Origin of the sequence: Pseudomonas sp. zfem001 (assembly GCF_032621725.1) — a bacterium.
Taxonomy (GTDB): Bacteria; Pseudomonadota; Gammaproteobacteria; order Pseudomonadales; family Pseudomonadaceae; genus Aquipseudomonas; species Aquipseudomonas sediminis.
The window spans coordinates 288112-311373 of record NZ_JAVYJI010000003.1; the positions used below are offsets into that span (position 1 = coordinate 288112).

The following is a 23262-nucleotide window of genomic DNA, read 5'->3' on the forward strand; positions in this document are numbered from 1 at the left end:
TGGTCGTGATCGGGCTGGCAGCTTATGGGTTGCTGGCCTGCCGGCCGCGGCATGACTGAAGCCGGCCCTACCGAGCACTAACAGCATCCACAACAAAAAGCCCCGCCAGATCGCTCTGGCGGGGCTTTTCATTTACAGCCGAGGCGAGTCGCTAAGCGTCAGGCCTTGTTGGCTTTCTTGGCAGCGCGGGTGCGCTCGCCTTCGTCGAGGATCTTCTTACGCAGACGGATCGACTTCGGCGTCACTTCGCACAGCTCGTCATCCTGGATGAATTCCAGAGCCTGCTCCAGGGTGAAGCGAACCGGCGGAACCAGGGCGATGGTTTCGTCCTTGCCCGAAGCACGCATGTTGTCGAGCTTCTTGCCTTTGGTGGGGTTCACGCCCAGGTCGTTGTCGCGGCTGTTCAGGCCGACGATCTGACCGTTGTAGATTTCCTGGCCGTGCTCGACGAACAGCTTGCCGCGCGCCTGCAGGGTTTCCAGGGAGTAGGTCAGGGCCTTGCCGGTATCGATCGAGACCAGTACGCCGTTCTGACGGCCAGACATGCTGCCCGGCTTGACGGTGTCGTAACGGTCGAAGATCGAGGTCAGGATGCCGGCACCGTTGGTCAGGGTCAGGAACTGGTTACGGAAACCGATCAGACCGCGAGCCGGGATGTTGTATTCCAGGCGCACGCGACCTTTGCCGTCCGGCGACATGTTGGTCAGGTCGCCCTTACGCAGGCCCATTTCTTCCATGACCTTGCCCTGGGATTCTTCAGGGATGTCGATGGTGACGTTCTCGAACGGCTCCTGCTTGACGCCGTTGACTTCGCGGATGATCACTTCCGGACGGCCAACGCCCATTTCGAATCCTTCGCGACGCATGGTTTCGATCAGTACCGAGAGGTGCAGCTCACCACGGCCGGAGACCTTGAACTTGTCGGCGCTGTCGCCTTCTTCAACGCGCAGGGCCACGTTGTACAGCAGCTCCTTGTCCAGACGCTCTTTGATGTTACGGCTGGTGACGAACTTGCCTTCTTTACCGCAGAACGGGGAGTCGTTGACCTGGAAGGTCATCGAGACGGTCGGCTCGTCAACGGTCAGCGGCTTCATCGCTTCGACGTGGTTGATGTCGCACAGGGTATCGGAGATGAACAGCTGATCCATACCGCTGACGCAGACGATGTCACCAGCGGTGGCTTCTTCGACGTCCACGCGGTGCAGGCCGTGGTGGCCCATCAGTTTGAGGACGCGGCCGTTACGCTTCTTGCCGTCGACGTCGATGGCAATGACCGGGGTGTTCGGCTTGACCTTGCCACGGGCAATACGGCCAACGCCGATGATGCCAAGGAAGCTGTTGTAGTCCAGTGCGGAGATCTGCATCTGGAACGGGCCGTCGAGGTCGACGTTCGGAGCCGGTACGTGGTCGACGATGGCCTGGTACAGCGGGGTCAGGTCTTCGGCCATGTTCTCATGGTCGAGACCGGCGATGCCGTTCAGGGCGCTGGCGTAGACGACTTGGAAGTCCAGTTGCTCGTCGGTGGCACCGAGGTTGTCGAACAGGTCGAAGATCTGATCCATGACCCAGTCAGGACGCGCGCCCGGACGGTCGATCTTGTTGATCACGACGATCGGCTTGAGGCCGGCTTCGAAGGCCTTCTTGGTCACGAAGCGGGTTTGCGGCATCGGGCCGTCCTGGGCGTCAACCACCAGCAGTACGGAGTCGACCATGGACATTACGCGCTCAACTTCGCCACCGAAGTCGGCGTGGCCGGGGGTGTCGACGATGTTGATGCGATAGTCGTTCCACTTGATGGCGGTGTTCTTCGCCAGAATGGTGATGCCGCGCTCTTTTTCCTGGTCGTTGCTGTCCATCACGCGCTCGTCGTTGAGCTCGTTACGCTCCAGGGTGCCGGACTGACGCAGCAGGGCGTCGACGAGGGTGGTTTTGCCATGGTCGACGTGGGCGATGATGGCGATGTTGCGTAGATTTTCGATCACTGTGTGTATCTCGATCAGAGGATTCGGTGTGTCGCCCAGCCTGGACGACGAATAAGAAGAAACTGAGTTCAGCGGGCCGGACGGGGTGCCCCCGTCAGCGAACGGTCGGGAGGGCGATGGCGGATACTTCCACCATTAAGCCCCGGCGTTCTATGCCGGACGATAAACGCGCACATTGGCATGTCCCTCGCTCAGCAGATGGTGGGCGTGCAGGCGGCTCATGACGCCCTTGTCGCAATACAGCAGGTACTGGCGGTTCTCATCCAGTTCCTTGAATTTGTTGTTCAACGCATAGAAGGGCAGCGCCTGCACCTCGATGCCCGGCACGTCCAGCGGCTCGTCTTCGGCGGCGTCAGGGTGACGGATGTCGATGACGATCTGGCCAGCCAGCGCTTCACCTACTTCCTCGACCTGCACGTCCTTGCCCAACTCGTCGATCACGCGGTCGATGGGCAGTTGGGTGGCGCGCTCCAGAGCACGCTCGAGGATGGCCATGTCGAACTGGGCCTCTTCCCTCTCCACTCGATAGCCACGGGCCTTGGTGGTCGGGTTGACCGAGATCACGCCGCAGTACTCGGGCATGTTCTTGGCGAACTCGGCGGTACCTATCTGCGTGGCGGTGTCGATGATGTCCTGCTTGTGGCTGGCAATCAGCGGGCGCATGACCAGCATGTCGGTCGCCGAATCGATCACCGCCAGATTGGTCAGAGTCTGACTCGACACCTGGCTGATCGCCTCGCCGGTGACCAGCGCTTCGATCTGCAGTTTTTCGGCAACACGGGTGGCGGCGCGCAGCATCATACGCTTGAGGATCACACCCATCTGGCTGTTGTCGACCTTACCGAGAATCTCGCCGACCACTTCCTCGAACGGCACGCTGACGAATAGCACACGCTGCGAGCGGCCGAACTTCTGCCATATATAGTGCGCCACTTCCATCACGCCCAGTTCATGGGCACGGCCACCGAGATTGAAGAAGCAGAAGTGGCTGACCAGGCCGCGGCGCATCATCTGATAGGCCGCGACGGTGGAGTCGAAGCCGCCGCTCATCAGCACCAGGGTCTGTTCCAGCGAGCCCAGCGGGTAACCGCCGAGGCCTTCGTGGCGGTTATGCACCACGAACAGGCGCTGGTCGCGAATCTCCATGCGCACTTCGACGTCCGGCTTCTTCAGGTCGATGCCGGCAGCACCGCACTCCAGGCGCAGGCGCGAACCGACGTGACGCTCGACGTCGATGGAGGAGAACCCGTGCTTGCCACCGCGCTTGCAGCGCACAGCGAAGATTTTGCCCGGTAACTGGTCGGCGTAGTGGCGCTTGCAATGCTCGGTGATGTCGTCCAGATCGCCCAGCGGGTATTCATTGACCTCGAGGAACAGACCGATGCCCGGCGTGTTGCGCAGGCGTTCGGTCATCTCGGTAAGCAGCTTGGGATCGTTCAGGTCGGTCTCGACCTCGAGGTTGTCCCAGACACCGGTCACCCGCAGCGCGGGGTCAAGATCGCGCAGCACGGAGCGAATGTTCTTCCCCAACTGGCGGATGAACTGCTTGCGCACCGGGCGGCTCTTGATGGTGATTTCAGGGAAAACTTTGACGATGAGCTTCATGAATAGAGCGCCCGCTTGGGGGACGAAAAAACAGGGGCGCGGATTATAGCGGAAATTGTTCAAGCTTTGACCAAAAATACTGCACCACCCATACGGTGCACCAAAATGGATCTTTTGTGAAATTAAAGGCCCTTAAATGGTGCAAATATTTCCAGCGAATTACCGTGCAGACAGCGCAGCACCTGAGTTTCGCGGCCTCTGCCCAATAAAGGGCACTGGCATGCAATTTGCTCCCTTGTGAGGCAGGTCGCCCTGGAGGACTATCCCGCCGGGCTTCACCGCATATTCAAGGCTTATCGATAAGAGCCTTTTCCACCTGGAGGACAACATGTCTAAGGCTGTTCAACTGATCAAAGAACACGACGTGAAGTGGGTAGACCTGCGCTTCACCGACACCAAGGGCAAGCAGCACCACGTGACCATGCCGGCCCGTGACGCCCTGGACGAAGATTTCTTCGAGCACGGCAAAATGTTCGACGGCTCGTCCATCCATGGCTGGAAAGGCATCGAAGCCTCCGACATGATCCTGATGCCGGTAGACGATACCGCCGTTCTGGACCCGTTCACCGAAGAGCCGACCCTGATCCTGGTCTGCGACATCATCGAGCCGAGCACCATGCAAGGCTACGACCGCGACCCGCGCTCCATCGCCAAGCGCGCTGAAGAGTTCCTCAAAGGCACCGGCATCGGTGACACCGTATTCGTTGGCCCGGAGCCCGAGTTCTTCATCTTCGACGAAGTGAAGTTCAAGTCCGACATCTCCGGCTCGATGTTCAAGATCTACTCCGAGCAAGGCTCCTGGATGACCGACGGCGACGTCGACGGCGGCAACAAGGGCCACCGTCCGGCCGTCAAAGGCGGTTACTTCCCGGTTCCGCCGTGCGACCACGACCACGAAATCCGTACTGCCATGTGCAACGCCATGGAAGAAATGGGCCTGGTCGTCGAAGTACACCACCACGAAGTGGCCACTGCCGGTCAGAACGAAATCGGCGTGAAGTTCAACACCCTGGTAGCCAAGGCTGACGAAGTTCAGACCCTGAAGTACTGCGTGCACAACGTAGCTGACGCCTACGGCAAGACCGCTACCTTCATGCCGAAGCCGCTGTACGGCGACAACGGTTCGGGCATGCACGTGCACATGTCGATCTCCAAAGACGGCAAGAACACCTTCGCAGGCGAAGGCTATGCCGGTCTGTCCGAGACCGCTCTGTACTTCATCGGCGGCATCATCAAGCACGGTAAGGCCCTGAACGGCTTCACCAACCCGTCGACCAACTCCTACAAGCGTCTGGTTCCGGGCTTCGAAGCTCCGGTCATGCTGGCCTACTCGGCTCGCAACCGCTCCGCTTCGATCCGTATCCCGTACGTTGCCAGCCCGAAAGCTCGCCGTATCGAAGCACGCTTCCCGGACCCGGCTGCCAACCCCTACCTGGCCTTCGCAGCTCTGCTGATGGCCGGTATCGACGGCATCCAGAACAAGATCCACCCGGGCGATGCTGCCGACAAGAACCTGTACGACCTGCCGCCAGAAGAAGGCAAGCTGATCCCGCAAGTGTGCGGCAGCCTGAAAGAAGCCCTGGAAGAGCTGGACAAGGGCCGCGCGTTCCTGACCAAGGGCGGCGTGTTCTCCGACGACTTCATCGATGCCTACATCGAGCTGAAGTCCGAAGAAGAAATCAAGGTACGTACCTTCGTACACCCACTGGAATACGACCTGTACTACAGCGTCTAAGCCAGACTCGCGCCGCCCTCGTGCGGCGCGCTTCAAGAGCCCTGCCCGGCCCTGCCTGGCGGGGCTTTTTTATGGGTACGCAGCAACACCTGTAGGAGCGAGCTCTGCTCGCGAAGCTCTTCAGGTCGCCAGGTTCGCGAGCAGAGCTCGCTCCTACGGCAGATCCGAGTCCACTTTTTGTAGCCAAACATCACAGCCATTGCGCCCTGCGCTTGCCAGGAACCGCCAGCAGTGCAAGGCTTAGCGCATCACCTGCGGAAGGATCGGCCCATGCGCCCGTTACTCGCCTGCCTGCTGCTCGCCCTGGCCCTGCCGGCTAGTGCGCAGATCTACAAATACACCGACGCCAACGGCAACACGGTCTTCACCAATCAGCCACCGGATGGCACGGCCGCCGAAAGCGTCAATCTGCCCCCGACCAACACGGTGGAGATGCAGACGCCGAGCATGCCGGCGAGCGATGACAACACGCCAGCGCAGAGCGAAGCGCCCTACTCCGAGCTGAGCCTCACCGGCATCCCTGACGACGAAGCGATGCGCGCCAACAACGGTACCTTCATCGTCGGCGTGAACATCCAGCCGCGCCTGCAACCCGGCCATCAGCTACGGCTGATTCTCGATGGCAACCCTTACGGCCAGGCCAGTAATGTGCCGAGCCTGCAACTGACCAATGTCGACCGAGGTGAGCACAGCCTCGCTGTGGCGGTCGTAGCGGGCGAACGCATCATCCAGCAGAGCGCCACCGAAACCTTCACCGTGCAGCGCATCAGCGTCAACAGCCCTGCCCGCCCACCGGTCACACCACCACGACCGACTCCGCGCCCAACCCCGAGACCGACGAACTGATCCCGATGCGTGCACTACTGTTTTGCCTGCTGCTCATCACCCAAGCAGCTTCGGCTCAGGTCTATACCTACATCGATGCTGAAGGTAACCGCGTTTTCACTGACAAACCGCGCAGCAGCAATGCTGAACGGGTGATGCTCGCGCCGTCCAACAGCGCGCAAATGAACCAGCCCCAATCCACAGTGCGCATGGCCCCGCCACCTGCCGTCACCAAGCCGACCGTGCACTATCAGGTACTGCGCATCCTTGTGCCGGAGCCGGACGCCTCGATCCACAACGGCTCCGGCGACATGATCGTCACCCTCAACAGCGAGCCGGGCCTGCTGCCTGGCCACAGCTACCGACTGCTGCTCGACGGCGCCCCCCAGGGCGAGATCAGCCGCAGCCCGGTCTTCTCCCTGCAGCACGTCGACCGCGGCACGCACCAACTGGTGGCAGAGATCATCGACTCCGCCGGGCTGATCGTCGAGCGCACACCCGCGCAACCCTTCCACATGCACCGCATGACCCTCGCGCAGAAGCGCAAGATCAATCCCTGCAAGAAAGATGAATACGGCGTGCGCCCCGAATGCCCACTGAAAGACAAGCCCAAGGAAGAGGTCGGCATCCTTCCTTTCTTCTGAAAACCAGATCGCACCTTAATGGTGCAATCTAACGCACCACCTCCTAAGATCTCCCTGTTTTGGGTCGCTTTTCTTCGCCCAGTCGCGCCGCAGCACCACCAAAACCTGGCAGACCGCACAAATAATGCGTCTTTTCGGGGCCTTGGTTTGCTTCTTGCATTTTCCTGCCTATCGCCGGAACGCACTGCCTATGACCATCAACGACGCGCTGCACCGCCTGCTACTCGACAACCTGACCACCGCCACCCTGCTGCTCAACAGCCAGCTGTGCCTTGAGTACATGAACCCGGCGGCGGAAATGCTCCTGGCCGTCAGCGGCCAACGCAGCCACGGTCAGTTCATCAGCGACCTGTTCACCGAATCGCCCGAGGCGCTGTCATCCTTGCGCCAGGCGGTGGAACAGGCGCATCCATTCAACAAGCGCGAAGCCGTATTGACCTCGGTCACCGGCCAGACGCTGACCGTGGACTACGCGGTAACGCCGCTGTTCAGCATGGGCGAGACCCTGCTGCTGCTGGAGGTGCACCCGCGCGACCGCCTGCTGCGCATCACCAAGGAAGAGGCGCAGCTGTCCAAGCAGGAAACCACCAAACTGCTGGTGCGCGGCCTGGCCCACGAAATCAAGAATCCGCTCGGCGGCATTCGCGGTGCGGCGCAACTGCTGTCGCGCGAACTGCCCAATGAAGAGCTCAAGGACTACACCAACGTCATCATCGAAGAAGCCGACCGCTTGCGTAACCTGGTCGACCGCATGCTCGGCTCGAACAAGTTGCCGTCGCTGTCGATGACCAACGTGCACGAGGTGCTGGAGCGCGTCGCCAACCTGATCGAAGCGGAAAGCCAAGGCAGCATCACCTTGGTGCGCGACTACGACCCGAGCATTCCGGATCTGCTGATCGACCGTGAGCAGATGATCCAGGCCGTGCTCAATATCGTGCGCAACGCCATGCAGGCCATCGCCGGGCAGAAGCATGACATGGGCCTCGGGCGCATCAGCCTGCGTACCCGTACCCTGCGCCAGTTCACCATCGGCCACACGCGCCACCGCCTGGTGGTCAAGGTCGAGATCATCGACAACGGTCCCGGCATTCCGCCGGAACTGCAGGAAACCATCTTCTATCCCATGGTCAGCGGTCGTGCCGACGGCACCGGCCTGGGCCTGGCCATAACCCAGAACATCATCAGCCAGCACCAGGGGCTGATCGAGTGCGAGAGCTATCCCGGCCACACCGTATTCTCGATCTTCCTACCGCTGGAACAAGGAGCGCCCACGCCATGAGCCGCAGTGAAACCGTCTGGATTGTCGACGACGATCGTTCCATCCGCTGGGTACTGGAAAAGGCCCTGCAACAGGAAGGCATGACCACCCAGAGTTTCGACAGTGCCGACGGTGTACTCGCCCGCCTGACCCGCCAGCAGCCGGACGTGATCATCTCCGACATCCGCATGCCCGGCGCCAGCGGCCTCGACCTGCTGGCCCGCATCCGCGAGCTGTACCCGCGCCTGCCGGTGATCATCATGACCGCGCATTCGGACCTGGACAGCGCGGTCGCCAGCTACCAGGGCGGCGCCTTCGAGTACCTGCCCAAGCCGTTCGACGTCGACGAAGCCGTTTCACTGGTCAAGCGCGCCTTCCAACACGCCCAGGAACAACAGAGCCTGGCCGTCCCGGCTGCGCAGGCGCGTACCCCGGAAATCATCGGTGAAGCACCGGCGATGCAGGAGGTGTTCCGCGCTATTGGCCGCTTGAGCCACTCCAATATCACCGTGCTGATCAACGGCGAATCCGGTACCGGCAAGGAGCTGGTGGCCCACGCCCTGCACCGCCACAGCCCGCGTGCTGCCGCGCCCTTCATCGCGCTGAACATGGCAGCGATCCCCAAAGACCTGATGGAGTCCGAGCTGTTCGGCCACGAGAAAGGCGCCTTCACTGGCGCGGCCAACCAGCGTCGCGGTCGTTTCGAACAGGCCGATGGCGGCACCCTGTTCCTCGACGAAATCGGCGACATGCCAGCTGACACTCAGACTCGTCTGCTGCGCGTATTGGCCGATGGCGAGTTCTACCGCGTCGGTGGTCACACCCCGGTGAAGGTGGACGTGCGCATCATCGCCGCCACCCACCAGAACCTGGAAACCCTGGTACAGGCCGGCAAGTTCCGCGAAGACCTTTTCCACCGCCTCAACGTCATTCGTATCCATATTCCGCGCCTGGCCGACCGTCGCGAGGATATCCCGACCCTGGCCCATCACTTCCTCGCCCGTGCCGCGCAGGAACTGTCGGTCGAGCCGAAGCTGCTCAAAAGCGAAACCGAGGACTACCTCAAGCACCTTCCCTGGCCGGGCAACGTGCGCCAGTTGGAGAACACCTGCCGCTGGATCACCGTCATGGCCTCGGGTCGCGAAGTGCATATCGATGACCTGCCGCCAGAGTTGCTGACCCAGCCGCAGGACGCCGCACCAGTGACCAACTGGGAACAGGCGCTGCGCCTGTGGGCCGACCAGGCCCTGGCACGCGGCCAGTCCAACCTGCTCGACAGCGCCGTACCGGCTTTCGAGCGCATCATGATCGAGACTGCACTCAAGCACACCGCCGGCCGCCGCCGCGACGCAGCCTTGCTGCTGGGCTGGGGTCGTAACACCCTGACCCGCAAGATCAAGGAGCTGGGCATGAAGGTCGACGGCGGTGACGACGACGACAGCGACGACTGATCCCGCCAGCCTTACGAAAAAGGGCATCCCACGGGATGCCCTTTTTATTTGCAGTCAGTGGCCGGCCATTGGTGGTGCGCACAGCGCACCCTACCCAGAGCGCGACGACCGTAGGGTGCGCCGCGCGCCCCGTCTACTGAGACAGGATCAACCGCGTTGCGCGTTCTTGATCGATATCTGCGTGTTCAGCGTCCAGAAGTCGTAGAGCACGCCGACCAGGAACAGGCCGCCGGTGAACAGGTAAATGATCCCGGTGATCCACTTGCCCTGATACATGCGGTGCACGCCGAACACGCCGAGGAAGGTCAACAGAATCCACGCCACGTTGTAATCGGTTTCACCTGCGGTAAAGCGCAGATCGGCCTCGCGATCCATCGCCGGGATCAGAAACAGGTCGATGATCCAGCCGATGAACAGCAGACCGAGGGTGAAGAACCAGATGGTGCCGGTGACCGGTTTGCCGTAGTAGAAACGGTGCGAACCGAGGAAACCGAAGATCCACAACAGGTAGCCGATCAGCTTGCTGTGCGTATCGGGTCGTTGCATGGCGAACTCCTTGATAGACATATAGCTTCAGACGCTGCCTGCAGACATAAGGTTTCACGCGCTCAGAGACGACACGACACAACGAATGACTTGATAGCTGTACGGCGCCCATATACTGTATAAAAAAACAGTATAGATATGGCCTGCCATGCAACTGATCGAAAAGCTCACCATCCTCGCCGACGCCGCCAAGTACGATGCCTCCTGCGCCAGCAGCGGCGCACCAAAGCGCAGCTCCAAGGGCAAGGACGGCATCGGCTCGACCAATGGCATGGGCATCTGCCACAGCTACACGCCGGACGGTCGCTGCGTGGCGCTGCTGAAGATCCTGCTGACCAACTTCTGTCTGTACGACTGCCAGTACTGCATCAACCGTCGCTCCAGCGACGTGCCGCGTGCGCGCTTCACCCCCGAGGAAGTGGTTACCCTGACCCTGGACTTCTACAAGCGCAATTGCATCAGTGGCCTGTTCCTCAGCTCCGGCATCATCCGCTCGGCCGACTACACGATGGAGCAGCTGATCCGCGTCGCCAAGCTGCTGCGCCGGGAGCACCAGTTCCGCGGCTACATTCATCTGAAGACCATCCCCGATGCCGCGCCGGAACTAATCGCCCAGGCCGGGCTGTATGCCGATCGCCTCAGCGTCAACATCGAACTGCCCACCGAAACCAGCCTGGTGAAACTGGCCCCGGAAAAGAACGTCGGCAGCATCCACCAGGCCATGCACAGCATTCATCTCGGCGAGCGCGAGGCCAAGGAAGAGCGCCGCGCGCCGCGCTTTGCCCCGGCCGGGCAGAGCACGCAGATGATCGTCGGCGCCGACACCACCGATGACAGCACCATTCTGCACAACGCCCAGAGCCTGTATCACGACTACCGCCTGCGCCGCGTCTACTACTCGGCGTTCAGCCCGATTCCTCAGAGCCCGAAAACCGTGCCCTTCGAGGCGCCGCCGCTGCTGCGCGAGCATCGCCTGTACCAGGCCGACTTCCTCATGCGCGGCTACGGTTTCAGCGCCACGGAGCTGCTCGCCGGTCCCGGCAACCTGGCACTGGACATCGACCCCAAGCTGGCCTGGGCTCTGGCCAACCGCGAGCAATTTCCCGTCGATCTCAACCGTGCCGACGAATCACTGATTGCCCGCGTGCCCGGCATCGGCGTGCTCAGCGCACGGCGCTTGGGCGCTCTGCGGCGGGAACGACGTATCCGCTACGAAGACCTGACCCGACTTCGCTGCGTACTGGAAAAGGCCAAGCCCTTTATCGTCACTCAGGACTACCGGCCACCGCGCGCCGAGCACGAGTCCATAGTGCTGCGCCAGCAACTGCGCGACACCCCGGCACAGATGGCCTTGTGGTGATGCACAGCCTGCGCTTCGACGGCAGCTTCGCCACCTGGCGCCAGGCCGCGCGCCGCGCCTTGTTGCAAGGCCTGGCACCGCACCAGTTGCAGTGGCTGGACGAAGAGGCCCCACCCAGCCTGTTCGACCAACCCGCCGAGCGCACGCCGGAGCCCAATGGTCGCCTGCGCGTTTCCCCCGAGCTGCTGGACTTGCTGAAAAGTGCCGCACAGTACCGCGGCGATGAACGCTGGAGCCTGCTCTACCGGGTGCTCTGGCGTTTCGTGCAGGGCCAGCGCAGTGCCGTGCTGGCCGGCGACCCCGATGGCAGCGAGCTGCATCGCCGGCTCAAGGCGGTGCGCCGCGAGGCACACCACCTCCATGCGTTCGTGCGTTTCCAGCCGAGCAAGGTGCGAGGCGCGCCGGACTTCGTCGCCTGGTTCGAGCCCGCGCATGACATTCTCGCCTCGGCCAGCGGGCACTTCGCCGAACGCCTGGGCAAGCACAGCTGGCTGATCGCCACGCCACGCGACGGCGTTTACTGGGATGGCCAGCACCTGCAGCATGAGCGCCGCTGCCCGGCGCAATGGCAAGCCTGGGCACAACAGCCCGAGGATGATGGCCAAGCCCTGTGGCGTGCCTACTACGGCAGCACCTTCAACCCGGCGCGGCTCAACCGCACAGTGATGCAGCAGCATCTGCCATTGAGGTTCTGGAAGCACCTGCCGGAAGGCCCGCTGATTCCCCAACTGATGAGCGAAGCACGCGCTGGCGCGCAGCGCGATGGCCAGGCATTGGTGCTGGCCGGCAGGAAGGGCAAACGCATCGCCCAGATAAACGAAGGGGACGCATCGCGTCCCCCGTCTGGCAGCGTCAGCGGAAGCGACGCCCCGGATCTTCCTCGCTGACCTCCAGCGCCAGGCCCTGGGCCATGCTGGTCAGGTGATCGCCATCGGTTTCCGAACCGAGCTTGATCATCAGGCGCAGGTCGTTGGCCGAGTCGGCGTAGAGCAGCGCATCTTCGTAGGTGATCTCGCCCTGAGTGTAGAGGTTGTACAGCGCCTGGTCGAAGGTCTGCATGCCCTGCTCGGTGGAGCGTTTCATCAAACCCTTGAGTTCGTGCACTTCGCCCTTGCGGATCAGGTCAGCGGCCAGCGGGGTGTTAATCAGCACCTCGATTACCGCGCGGCGACCTTTACCATCTGGAGTTGGAATCAACTGCTGAGCGACGATGGCCTTGAGGTTGAGCGACAAGTCCATCCACACCTGGTTCTGCCGGTCAGCCGGGAAGAAGTTGATGATGCGGTCCAGCGCCTGGTTGGCGTTGTTGGCGTGCAGAGTAGCCAGGCACAGGTGACCGGTTTCGGCGAAGGCCACGGCATGATCCATGGTCTCGCGGGTCCGTACCTCACCGATGAGGATCACGTCCGGCGCCTGACGCAGGGTGTTCTTCAGCGCCACTTCGAACGACTCGGTGTCGATGCCCACTTCACGCTGAGTGACGATGCAACTCTGGTGCTGGTGGATGTACTCGATCGGATCTTCGATGGAGATGATATGACCGCTGCTGTTCCTGTTGCGGTAGCCGATCATCGCCGCCAGCGAGGTGGACTTACCGGTACCGGTGGCACCGACGAACAGCACCAGGCCGCGCTTGGTCAGCGCCAGCTTCTTGAGAATTTCCGGCAGTTTGAGCTCGTCGATGGTCGGGATGGTCGTCTCGATCCGACGCAGCACCATGCCCACCAGGTTGCGCTGGTAGAAGGCGCTGACGCGGAAACGACCGATACCACGGGCGCTGATGGCGAAGTTGCACTCATGGTTCTCGGCGAAGTCGCGGCGCTGTGCCTCGTTCATCACGCCCAATACGGTCTCGCGGGTCTGCTCCGGCGACATGGCGTTCTTGGTCACCGGCATGATCTTGCCATTGACCTTCATCGACGGCGGGACACCAGCGGTGATGAACAGGTCGGAGCCGCCTTTTTCGACCATCAGGCGCAGTAGTTTTTCGAATTCCATCGTCGTTCTCGCCGCTTCGTGTGCAATGCCGTTCGGCAGCCATCTGCCGAATCATGGGAGCGAGCTGTGCCCGCGAACAGGGTGACGCGAAAGCTTCGCGAGCAACGCTTGCTCCCACACCAGTTCCTAGAAGTTTTCCGGGCTTTTGGCCTTCTCGCGCGCACTGTCGCGGCTGACCAGCCCCTTGGACACCAACGTCTTCAGACAGGCATCAAGGGTCTGCATACCCAGCGCGCCACCGGTCTGGATCGCTGAATACATCTGCGCGACCTTGTCCTCACGGATCAGGTTACGGATGGCCGGTGTGCCGATCATGATTTCGTGGGCGGCAACACGACCGCCGCCGATCTTCTTCAGCAGGGTTTGCGAGATCACCGCCTGCAGCGACTCGGAGAGCATCGAACGCACCATCGACTTCTCCTCGGCCGGGAACACATCGACCACCCGGTCGATGGTCTTGGCGGCGGAGGTGGTGTGCAGGGTGCCGAACACCAGGTGACCGGTTTCCGCGGCAGTCAGCGCCAGGCGGATGGTTTCCAGGTCGCGCATCTCGCCCACCAGGATGATGTCGGGGTCTTCCCGAAGGGCCGAGCGCAGGGCTTCGGAGAAGCCGTGGGTGTCGCGATGCACCTCGCGCTGGTTGACCAGGCACTTCTTCGACTCGTGGACGAATTCGATGGGGTCTTCAATGGTGAGGATATGGTGGTATTTGTTGCTGTTGAGGTAGTCGAGCATCGCCGCGAGGGTGGTCGACTTGCCCGAACCGGTGGGGCCGGTGACCAGCACCAGGCCGCGCGGCACGTCGGTGATCTTGCGGAACACCTCGCCCATGCCCAGGTCTTCCATGGTCAGCACCTTGGACGGAATGGTACGGAACACCGCACCGGCGCCACGGTTCTGATTGAAGGCGTTGACCCGGAAACGCGCCACACCCGGCACTTCGAAGGAAAAGTCGGTCTCGAGGAACTCTTCGAAGTCCTTGCGCTGCTTGTCATTCATGATGTCGTAGATCAGCGCGTGTACCTGCTTGTGATCCAGCGGCGGCAGGTTGATGCGGCGTACATCGCCGTCGACGCGGATCATCGGCGGCAGACCCGCCGAGAGGTGCAAATCCGACGCGCCTTGCTTGGCGCTGAAGGCGAGCAGCTCAGTGATATCCATGGGACTCCCCAATTACAAGCAAGCAGGTAGAATGCCGCAAACGCAACGGCCAGGCTTATAGAGCGCAGGTAATGTCCACGATAGCAGAGAATATTGCAAAGGTCGGAGCGCGCATCCGTGAGGCGGCGCAAGCCTCGCAGCGTAATTTTGCGGATATCGGCCTGCTCGCGGTGAGCAAGACCAAACCGGCAGCGGCCATTCGTGAAGCTCATGCGGCTGGCTTGTGCGATTTTGGCGAGAACTACCTGCAGGAAGCATTGGGCAAACAGGTCGAATTGAACGATCTACCCTTGATCTGGCACTTCATCGGCCCCATTCAATCGAACAAGACCCGGCCCATCGCCGAGCATTTCGACTGGGTACATTCGGTGGATCGCCTGAAAATCGCCCAACGTCTCTCCGAGCAGCGCCCCGCGCACCTGCCGCCGCTGAATATCTGCCTGCAGGTCAATGTCAGCGCTGAGGACAGCAAATCCGGCTGCAGCCCAGAAGCGCTGCCAGAACTGGCCAAGGCCGTCGTCGCCCTGCCCAACCTGCACCTGCGTGGACTGATGGCGATTCCCGAACCTACAGACGATGACGCCGCGCAACATGCCGCCTTCGCCCGCCTGCGTCAATTGCGTGATGACTTGGCGCTGAACCTCGATACCTTGTCCATGGGCATGAGCCATGACCTGGAGGCCGCCATCGCCGAAGGCGCCACCTGGGTGCGCATCGGTACCGCCCTGTTCGGTGCCCGCGATTACGGCCAGCCCACTCACTGAATGAAGGATTTTCTGCAATGAGCAACCCGACCATCGCCTTCGTCGGCGCCGGCAACATGGCCGCCAGCCTGATTGGTGGCCTGCGTGCGCAGGGCGTGGCAGCCAGCGCCATCCGCGCCAGCGAACCTGGTAGCGAACAACGTACTCGTCTGCAGCAGGAACACGGCATCGCCACCTTTGCCGATAACGCTGAAGCGATCAAAGGCGCGGACCTGATCGTGCTGGCGGTCAAGCCTCAGGTCATGAAGACAGTGTGCCTGGACCTGGCCGCCCACCTAGCGCCGAATCAGGTGATCATCTCCATCGCCGCCGGCATCAGCTGCGCCAGCCTGGAGAACTGGCTTGGCCAGCGCCCGGTAGTGCGCTGCATGCCCAATACGCCGGCGCTGCTGCGCCAGGGTGTTTCCGGCCTGTTCGCCAACCCGCGCGTCAACGCCGCGCAGAAAACCCAGGCCGAGCAGGTGCTGAGCGCCGTCGGCCTGGCCCTGTGGCTGGACGACGAAGCGCAGCTCGATGCAGTGACTGCCGTCTCTGGCAGCGGCCCAGCCTATTTTTTCCTGCTGATCGAGGCGATGACCGAAGCCGGCGAGAAACTCGGCCTGCCGCGTGAGACCGCTGCGCGTCTGAGCATCCAGACCGCACTGGGCGCTGCGCGCATGGCCAGTGAAAGCGATGTCGACGCGGCCGAATTGCGTCGCCGTGTTACCTCACCGAACGGAACCACCGAAGCGGCAATCAAAACCTTCCAGGCCGGCGGCTTCGAAGCGCTGGTACAACAGGCACTGAATGCCGCCGCCAATCGCTCGGCCGAACTGGCCGAACAACTGGGTCAATAAAGGAAGCACACATGTCCGGACTCATCGAAGCCCTGATCTACATCATTCAGACCCTCGGCAGCCTGTATCTGCTGATCGTCCTGCTGCGTTTCATCCTGCAACTGGTACGTGCAGACTTCTACAACCCGCTGAGCCAGTTCATCGTCAAGGCCACGCAGCCGCTGGTAACTCCACTGCGCCGGATCATTCCGGGCTTCGCCGGGCTAGACCTGGCTTCGCTAGTGCTGGCCATCCTGGTACAGCTGCTGCTGATGATCGTCACCCTGACCCTGATGGGCTACAACGTCGGCGGTTTCATCCTGCAGCTGCTGGTGTGGTCGATGATTGGCGTGACCTCGCTGTTTCTCAAGGTGTTCTTCTTCGCCCTGATCATCAGCGTGATCCTCTCCTGGGTCGCTCCGGGCAGCTACAACCCGGGCGCACAATTGGTGAACCAGATCTGCGAGCCGCTGCTGGCGCCATTCCGTAAGCTGCTGCCAAACCTCGGCGGCCTGGATATCTCGCCGATTTTCGCCTTCATCACCATCAACCTGATCGACCGTTTCGTGATTGGCGGCCTGGCGGCCTCCACTGGTCTGCCGCCGATGCTCAGTCCCTTCCTCTGAGTGACAAGCTACTTTCGCTGGGATAGCGAGGACCTGATCCTCGACTGCCACCTGCAGCCCAAGGCGAGCAAGGACGAGTTCGCCGGGCTACAGGGTGAGCGGCTGAAAATCCGCCTCACCGCCCCGCCGGTAGACGGCAAAGCCAACGCCCACCTGCAGGCCTTCCTGGCCAAGGCCTTCGGCGTCGCCAAGAGCCAGGTGAGCCTGGAAAGCGGTGAACTCAATCGGCATAAACGCCTGCGTATCCGCGCCCCGCGAAGCCTGCCGCCGATTCCTGGGCTGCAGCGCACCTGACGACCGCTCAGCCGCCGCACCCGACCATAAGGCGGGACTGTAGAAGCGGCCAATTGACGACCGCCTTGTAGCTCGCATAATGCAAGCTATTCTCGCCAATGCCGTGCTTCCTGGCGGCAACCCCAACTGAACAGTCACGTAGCCCCAGCAAGTGGATGAACTTGCCGAGAGGAGAGCCAGGATGAGCATGGAACGTCTCAGCCAGCAGGTTGACGCTTACGTCGCCTGGAAACGCGAGCTGATGCGCGAGATCACGCGTTATCGCAGCTGGCTGGAGCACAACCGGCTCAACTCCGAGGCGGTTCAGGCCAAGCTCGAACGTGCGTTGAAAATCCTGCGTACCGATCACATCACCCTCGCCTTCGTCGGCGAGTTCTCGCGCGGAAAGACCGAGCTGATCAACAGTCTGTTCTTTTCCGAATATGGCCAGCGCATGCTGCCCTCGCATGCCGGGCGCACCACCATGTGCCCCACCGAGCTGTTCTTCGATCCGCGTTCGGAACGCCCCTACATTCGCCTGCTGCCCATCGAGACCCGCACGGCCTCGGCCAGCGTCGCGCAGTTCAAGCGTATTCCCCGGCACTGGGTGAACATCCCGCTGGACATCAGCGACCCGGCCAACATGGCGCTGGCCTTCAGCCAGGTGGCCAAGACCAAACCCATGCCGGTGGAACAGGCGATCCAGCTCGGCTTCCACCCGGACATGCTCGAAGGCACCGGTAAACGCGGCCAGGTGTTGGTACCTGCCTGGCGCCATGCGATGGTCAACTTCGATCACCCACTGCTGCGCCAGGGTCTGCGCATTCTCGACACCCCCGGCCTCAACGCTCTGGGCAGTGAACCCGAACTGACGCTGTCGATGCTGCCCAATGCCCAGGCGATCATCTTCCTGCTGTCCGCCGATACCGGCGTCACCGCCAGCGACATGCACATCTGGCAACAGCACATTCGTCAGCTCGACGAAGACACCCAGACCAGCCTGTTTGCCGTACTGAACAAGATCGACGTGCTATGGGACGACCTGGCCGGCGAGACTTTCGTGCAGAACGCCATCGGCCAGATCCAGAGCGCCACCGCCAAACAGCTGGGCATCGCCAAGCAGGACGTACTGCCGCTATCGGCCAAGCAGGCGCTGCTGGCCAAGGTGCGCAAGGACGAGGCACTGCTGGCCCGCAGCCAGATGGCCAATCTGGAGACCCTGCTGTGCGAGCGTATCGTCGCGCAGAAGGAGCGCCTGATTGAAGATAGCGTGGTACGCCAGGTACTGGCGCTGCTCAACAATAGTCAACACGTGCTCAGCCTGCGCCTGGAAAAGGTCGGCGAACAGCTGGCCCTGCTCGGCAACCATCAGCAGGACAACGGCCAGTTGCTGTTCGAGCTGACCGCCAAGACCAAGGAAGACCACAGCCTGCACCACAAGCGCCTGCTTGGCCTGAAGACCAACCAACGTCTGCTGCAACGCCAGGGACAGCTGTTGCGTCACGCCGCACGCGCCGAGCGTCTGGAGCAACACCTGAGCGAAGTACGGCGTACCTTGACCGGCAGTTGGACCACCCTGGGCATCAACCAGGGCATCCTGCATTTCTTCCGCGCCGTCGAACAGGATTTGCACAACCTGCAGCACGAAGCCGAGATGGCCAACAAGATGGTCGCCGCCATCTATCGCCGCCATAACGAAGAAAGCCCGCTGGGCGGTGTCGATGCGCCGCAATTCAAGATTCAGCGTTACCTGCGTGAGCTGAAGAAGCTGCAGGAAAAGGGTGACCAGTTCCGCCTGCACCTAAAGACCCTGCTCACCGAGCAGCGCAGCCTGACCCGGCGCTTCTTCGCGACCCTGGCCCAGGAGGTGATCGGCCTGCACCAGCGCCTGCGCCTGGATGCCGAACAATGGGCCGCCGATGCGCTGATGCCGCTGATGCAACACACCCTGGAACACAAGCAGATGCTGGAAAGCCACATGCTGCGCCTCAAGGCTCTGGCTCAGGAAACCCAGCAGACGCGCAAACGCAGCCTGCAGCTGGCGCGTTACCAGGAAGAGCTGGAACAGCAACTGGCACAGGCCAGCGACATGCTGCGCGTACTGCGCCGACCGGCACCGGTGCAGCGTCAAGGTAAGGTGGTCAGCCTGCCGATGGCAGCACGCCCCCAAAGCCTGTAGAGGGGAGCGGGCGCCCAGCTCGCTTGCCGCTCGGGTCGGTGCTCTTTAGACTGGCGCCCTCCTCCGATTCCTTAGCAGCGCCTCCATGCCCACTGCCTTTCCCGAAGATTCCGTCGGCCTGGTCAGCCCCCAGGTATTTCGCTTCAGCGAACCTCTGGCGTTGGCCTGCGGGCGCAGCCTGGCCGAGTACGAACTGGTCGTCGAAACCTATGGCGAACTGAACGCCGCACGCAGCAATGCCGTGCTGATCTGCCACGCCCTGTCCGGCCACCATCACGCCGCCGGCTATCACAGCCCGGATGATCGCAAACCCGGTTGGTGGGACAGCTGCATCGGCCCCGGCAAGCCGATCGACACCAACAAGTTCTTCGTCGTCAGCCTCAACAACCTCGGCGGCTGCAACGGCTCCACCGGCCCGAGTAGCACCAACCCGGCCACTGGCAAACCCTACGGCGCCGATTTCCCGGTGATGACGGTCGAAGACTGGGTGCACAGCCAGGCGCGCCTGGCCGACGAGCTCGGCATCGGCCAATGGGCGGCGGTGATCGGCGGCAGTCTCGGCGGCATGCAGGCCATGCAGTGGACCATCAGCTATCCCGAGCGCGTACGCCACTGCCTGGCCATCGCCTCGGCGCCCAAACTGTCGGCGCAGAACATCGCCTTCAACGAAGTGGCGCGCCAGGCGATTCTCACCGACCCGGAATTCCACGGCGGACACTTTCAGGAACAGGGTGTGATCCCCAAACGCGGCCTGATGCTGGCGCGCATGGTCGGCCACATTACCTACCTGTCCGATGACGCCATGGGCGAAAAATTCGGCCGTGGCCTGAAGAGCGAAAAGCTCAACTACGACTTCCACAGCGTCGAGTTCCAGGTGGAAAGCTACCTGCGCTACCAGGGCGAGGAGTTCTCCGGCCGCTTCGATGCCAACACCTACCTGCTGATGACCAAGGCGCTGGACTACTTCGACCCGGCCGCCGTGCATGACGGCGATCTGGCCAAGACCCTGGCCGTGGCCAAGGCGGATTTCTGCGTGATGTCCTTCACCACCGACTGGCGCTTCTCACCCGTGCGCTCGCGGGAAATCGTCGACGCGCTGACGGCGGCGAAGAAGAACGTCTGCTACCTGGAGATCGACGCACCGCAGGGCCACGACGCCTTCCTCATGCCGATCCCGCGTTACCTGCAGGCATTCGGCAGCTACATGAAGCGAATCGAGGTATGAGCATGCGAGCGGATCTGGACATCATCCAGGAATGGATCGCCCCGGGCAGCCGTGTGCTCGACCTGGGCTGCGGCGACGGCGAACTCCTCGCCTGGCTGCGCGACAACAAGCAGGTGGCCGGCTACGGCCTGGAAATCGACCCGGACAAGATCGCCCTGTGCATCGAGCGCGGTGTCAACGTCATCGAGCAGAACCTCGACCTGGGCCTGGGCAACTTCGCCAGCAACAGCTTCGATGTAGTGGTCATGACCCAGTCGCTGCAGGCGTTGCACTACCCGGACAAGGTGCTGGCCGAGATGTTGCGCGTCGGCAAGACCTGCATCATCACCTTCCCCAATTTCGGCCACTGGCGCTGCCGCTGGTACCTGACGACAAAAGGTCGCATGCCGGTGTCGGACTTCCTGCCCTATACCTGGTACAACACCCCGAACATCCACTTCTGCACCTTCGAGGACTTCGAGCGTCTCTGCCACGCCCAAGGTGCCCGTGTGGAAGAACGCCTGGCGGTGGACCGTGACCATCGCCACGGCATCGCCAGCCGCATCTGGCCCAACCTGCTGGGCGAGATCGGCATCTACCGCATCAGTGGCGCGGATCTGTCCGCTCACAGCGTCGCGGTCTGAACGAGGAGAACAACATGCGCCGCATCATCCCCTTCCTGATCGCCCTGTGCCTGGCCCTGCCGGCCGCCGCCGAGCGCAAGCAGAGCTTCGGCGATCTCGACGTGCACTACAGCGTGTTCAACTCCAGCTTCATCCAGCCGGATATCGCCAGCGCCGCCGGCCTGGTACGCAGCAAGACCCAGGGTGTGATCAACATTGCCGTGCTCAAAGCCGGCAAGCCCAGCACCGCCGTGGTCGGGGGCGAGGTGAAGGACCTGCTGGGCAAGAGCACCGCGCTAACGTTCCGCCAGGTCACCGAAGGCGAGGCCATCTATTACCTGGCGCAGTTCCCATTCAAGACCCGCGAAATGCTCAGCTTCACCCTGAACGTACGCCAGGGTGATGACGCACATCGCATCACCTTCAACCAGGAAATGTTCCCGGATGACTAAGCCAGTGAGTGGTTTCAAGGAGCTGGTACTGGCCAGCCATAACGCCGGCAAGCTCAAGGAGTTGCAGGCCATGCTCGGCGACGCCGTGCGCGTGCGTTCGATCGGCGAATTCAGCCAGGTCGAGCCGGAAGAAACCGGCCTGTCGTTCGTCGAGAATGCCATCCTCAAGGCACGCAACGCCGCGCGCATCTCCGGCTTGCCGGCACTGGCCGACGACTCGGGCCTGGCGGTGGACTTCCTCGGCGGCGCCCCCGGCATCTACTCGGCACGCTATGCCGATGGCCAGGGCGATGCGGCGAACAACGCCAAGTTGCTCGCCGCCCTGAAAGACGTGCCGGATGCCGAGCGCGGCGCCCAGTTTGTCTGCGCCCTGGCACTGGTTCGACATGCCGACGACCCTTTGCCAATCCTCTGCGAAGGCCTGTGGCACGGCAGCATCCTGCACGAAGCCCGTGGCGAGCACGGCTTCGGCTACGACCCGCTGTTCTGGGTGCCGGATAGCGAATGTTCCAGCGCCGAGATGCCGTCCGAGCAGAAGAACCGCCTCAGCCACCGCGCCCGCGCCATGGCCCTGCTCAAGCAGCGCCTGGGGCTTGCATGAGCAAGACCGCTGGCGGGAGTTTCCTGCTCCCGCCCCTGGCGCTCTACATCCACATCCCGTGGTGCGTGCGCAAATGCCCCTACTGCGACTTCAACTCCCACGCCGCCGGGCCGACGCTGCCTGAAGAAGAGTACGTCGACGCGCTGCTGGCCGACCTCGATATCGACCTGCAGCACGTCCATGGCCGACTGCTGACCTCGATCTTCTTCGGCGGCGGCACGCCCAGCCTGTTCTCCGACCGCGCCCTGGGCCGTTTGCTGGAAGGCGTAGAGCAACGTGTCGGCTTTGCGCCGGATATCGAGATCACCCTGGAGGCCAACCCTGGCACCTTCGAGCAGGCCAAGTTCAAGGGCTACCGGGCGCTGGGTATCAATCGCCTGTCTATCGGCGTGCAGAGTTTCCAGGAAGCCAAGCTCAAGGCACTGGGGCGCATCCACGATGGCGGCGAAGCCATCCGCGCTGCCGACATGGCCCGCGCCGCCGGCTTCGACAACTTCAACCTCGACCTGATGCACGGCCTGCCCGAGCAGAGCATCGAGGATGCCCTGTTCGACCTGCGCACCGCCATCGCCCAGGCACCCACGCACCTGTCCTGGTACCAGTTGACCATGGAGCCGAACACGGTGTTCTGGAGCCAGCCGCCAACGCTTCCCGAGGATGATCTGCTGTGGGATATCCAGGAAGCCGGCCAGGCCCTGCTCGCAGCCGAAGGCTACGCGCAGTACGAAGTGTCCGCCTACGCCAGGCCTGGCAAGCAGGCGCGACACAACCTCAATTACTGGACCTTCGGTGATTTCCTCGGCATCGGCGCTGGCGCCCACGCCAAGCTAAGCACACCTGCTGGGCGCATCCAGCGCACCTGGAAAACCCGCCTACCCAAGGACTACCTCGACCCGGCCAAGGTATTCCAGGCCGGGGAGCGCGTACTCGAAGCCGGCGAACTTCCGTTCGAGTATCTGATGAACGTGTTGCGTTTGACCGAAGGCGCACCGGCCGAACTATTCAGCCAACGCACCGGCCTGCCGTTGCAGCAACTCGAACAGGCACGTCGCGAAGCCGAACGCCAGGGGCTGCTGCAGGCCGATCCAGCCCGCCTGGTAGCCACCGCCAAAGGGCAGTTGTTCCTCAACGACCTGCTGCAACTGTTTCTCGACTGAGCC

Annotated in this window: 22 protein-coding genes; 17 read left to right on the forward strand and 5 right to left on the reverse strand. The window is 62.3% G+C overall.

Annotated elements, in window-relative coordinates:
- Positions 1-158: 158 nt before the first annotated feature.
- Together typA and thiI are read right to left on the reverse strand one after the other, a co-directional pair.
- Positions 159-1982 carry a translational GTPase TypA gene (gene typA / locus RTH74_RS13445; protein WP_092378185.1) on the reverse strand — a complete coding sequence of 608 codons (1824 nt, stop codon included), beginning with the start codon at positions 1980-1982 and terminating at the stop codon, positions 159-161.
- A gap of 150 nt (positions 1983-2132) precedes the next feature.
- A complete protein-coding gene (thiI, locus tag RTH74_RS13450; RefSeq protein ID WP_316914985.1) occupies positions 2133-3587 on the reverse strand; it encodes a tRNA uracil 4-sulfurtransferase ThiI in 1455 nt (484 codons plus the stop codon).
- 328 nt (positions 3588-3915) lie between these two features.
- Between thiI and glnA the strand changes: the two genes are divergently transcribed.
- The 5 genes from glnA (at position 3916) to ntrC (ending at position 9500) form a co-directional block, all read left to right on the forward strand.
- Complete coding sequence (gene glnA, locus RTH74_RS13455; RefSeq protein ID WP_106733303.1) at positions 3916-5322, forward strand: glutamate--ammonia ligase; 1407 nt, start codon at positions 3916-3918, stop codon at positions 5320-5322.
- A gap of 270 nt (positions 5323-5592) precedes the next feature.
- On the forward strand, positions 5593-6168 hold the full coding sequence (locus RTH74_RS13460) for a DUF4124 domain-containing protein (protein WP_316914986.1): 576 nt from the start codon (positions 5593-5595) through the stop codon (positions 6166-6168).
- Positions 6169-6173: 5 nt separating this feature from the next.
- Positions 6174-6791, forward strand: coding sequence for a DUF4124 domain-containing protein (locus RTH74_RS13465; RefSeq protein WP_316914987.1), 618 nt, complete (start codon positions 6174-6176; stop codon positions 6789-6791).
- Between the two features lie 190 nt (positions 6792-6981).
- Entirely contained in the window at positions 6982-8070 is a 1089-nt protein-coding gene (gene glnL, locus RTH74_RS13470) for a nitrogen regulation protein NR(II) (protein WP_099525926.1), read from the forward strand.
- On the forward strand, positions 8067-9500 hold the full coding sequence (ntrC, locus tag RTH74_RS13475; RefSeq protein WP_316914988.1) for a nitrogen regulation protein NR(I): 1434 nt from the start codon (positions 8067-8069) through the stop codon (positions 9498-9500). The genes glnL and ntrC overlap by 4 nt, the downstream gene beginning before the upstream one ends.
- 147 nt (positions 9501-9647) lie before the next feature.
- On the opposite strand, the gene RTH74_RS13480 is transcribed toward ntrC, so the two are convergent.
- The gene (locus RTH74_RS13480; protein WP_125836367.1) at positions 9648-10046 is read right to left on the reverse strand and encodes an NINE protein; all 399 of its coding nucleotides are present in this window, start codon (positions 10044-10046) and stop codon (positions 9648-9650) included.
- A 148-nt stretch (positions 10047-10194) separates the two neighbouring features.
- Between RTH74_RS13480 and RTH74_RS13485 the strand changes: the two genes are divergently transcribed.
- Both RTH74_RS13485 and RTH74_RS13490 read left to right on the forward strand, forming a co-directional pair.
- Positions 10195-11406 (forward strand): putative DNA modification/repair radical SAM protein, encoded by a 1212-nt coding sequence (locus tag RTH74_RS13485; RefSeq protein WP_316914989.1) that lies wholly within the window; start codon positions 10195-10197, stop codon positions 11404-11406.
- On the forward strand, positions 11406-12293 hold the full coding sequence (locus RTH74_RS13490) for a TIGR03915 family putative DNA repair protein (RefSeq protein WP_316914990.1): 888 nt from the start codon (positions 11406-11408) through the stop codon (positions 12291-12293). Before RTH74_RS13485 ends, RTH74_RS13490 begins: the two co-directional genes overlap by 1 nt.
- On the opposite strand, the gene RTH74_RS13495 is transcribed toward RTH74_RS13490, so the two are convergent.
- Positions 12259-13404, reverse strand: a complete 1146-nt coding sequence (locus tag RTH74_RS13495; RefSeq protein ID WP_099525931.1) for a PilT/PilU family type 4a pilus ATPase — start codon at positions 13402-13404, stop codon at positions 12259-12261. The two genes, RTH74_RS13490 and RTH74_RS13495, sit on opposite strands and share 35 nt — an antisense overlap.
- 126 nt (positions 13405-13530) lie before the next feature.
- Positions 13531-14565: a type IV pilus twitching motility protein PilT gene (pilT, locus tag RTH74_RS13500; protein ID WP_003463935.1), complete on the reverse strand. Its 1035-nt coding sequence runs from the start codon at positions 14563-14565 to the stop codon at positions 13531-13533.
- A gap of 71 nt (positions 14566-14636) precedes the next feature.
- Between pilT and RTH74_RS13505 the strand changes: the two genes are divergently transcribed.
- From RTH74_RS13505 to hemW, 10 genes are all read left to right on the forward strand, one after another.
- On the forward strand, positions 14637-15329 hold the full coding sequence (locus RTH74_RS13505; protein WP_316914991.1) for a YggS family pyridoxal phosphate-dependent enzyme: 693 nt from the start codon (positions 14637-14639) through the stop codon (positions 15327-15329).
- 17 nt (positions 15330-15346) lie between these two features.
- The gene (gene proC, locus RTH74_RS13510) at positions 15347-16165 is read left to right on the forward strand and encodes a pyrroline-5-carboxylate reductase (protein ID WP_279922322.1); all 819 of its coding nucleotides are present in this window, start codon (positions 15347-15349) and stop codon (positions 16163-16165) included.
- Positions 16166-16176: 11 nt separating this feature from the next.
- The gene (locus RTH74_RS13515) at positions 16177-16770 is read left to right on the forward strand and encodes a YggT family protein (RefSeq protein ID WP_003463941.1); all 594 of its coding nucleotides are present in this window, start codon (positions 16177-16179) and stop codon (positions 16768-16770) included.
- Positions 16771-17064, forward strand: a complete 294-nt coding sequence (locus RTH74_RS13520) for a DUF167 domain-containing protein (protein ID WP_316914992.1) — start codon at positions 16771-16773, stop codon at positions 17062-17064.
- Between the two features lie 181 nt (positions 17065-17245).
- Positions 17246-19222 (forward strand): dynamin-like GTPase family protein, encoded by a 1977-nt coding sequence (locus RTH74_RS13525; RefSeq protein ID WP_316914993.1) that lies wholly within the window; start codon positions 17246-17248, stop codon positions 19220-19222.
- Between the two features lie 85 nt (positions 19223-19307).
- Positions 19308-20447: a homoserine O-succinyltransferase MetX gene (metX, locus tag RTH74_RS13530; protein ID WP_316914994.1), complete on the forward strand. Its 1140-nt coding sequence runs from the start codon at positions 19308-19310 to the stop codon at positions 20445-20447.
- Between the two features lie 2 nt (positions 20448-20449).
- Positions 20450-21070, forward strand: coding sequence for a methionine biosynthesis protein MetW (gene metW / locus RTH74_RS13535; RefSeq protein WP_316914995.1), 621 nt, complete (start codon positions 20450-20452; stop codon positions 21068-21070).
- 14 nt (positions 21071-21084) lie between these two features.
- Positions 21085-21501: a DUF4426 domain-containing protein gene (locus RTH74_RS13540; RefSeq protein WP_099525939.1), complete on the forward strand. Its 417-nt coding sequence runs from the start codon at positions 21085-21087 to the stop codon at positions 21499-21501.
- Positions 21494-22102 carry an RdgB/HAM1 family non-canonical purine NTP pyrophosphatase gene (gene rdgB, locus RTH74_RS13545; protein WP_420713166.1) on the forward strand — a complete coding sequence of 203 codons (609 nt, stop codon included), beginning with the start codon at positions 21494-21496 and terminating at the stop codon, positions 22100-22102. The genes RTH74_RS13540 and rdgB overlap by 8 nt, the downstream gene beginning before the upstream one ends.
- Entirely contained in the window at positions 22099-23259 is a 1161-nt protein-coding gene (hemW, locus tag RTH74_RS13550; RefSeq protein WP_316914996.1) for a radical SAM family heme chaperone HemW, read from the forward strand. Before rdgB ends, hemW begins: the two co-directional genes overlap by 4 nt.
- Positions 23260-23262: the final 3 nt, after the last annotated feature.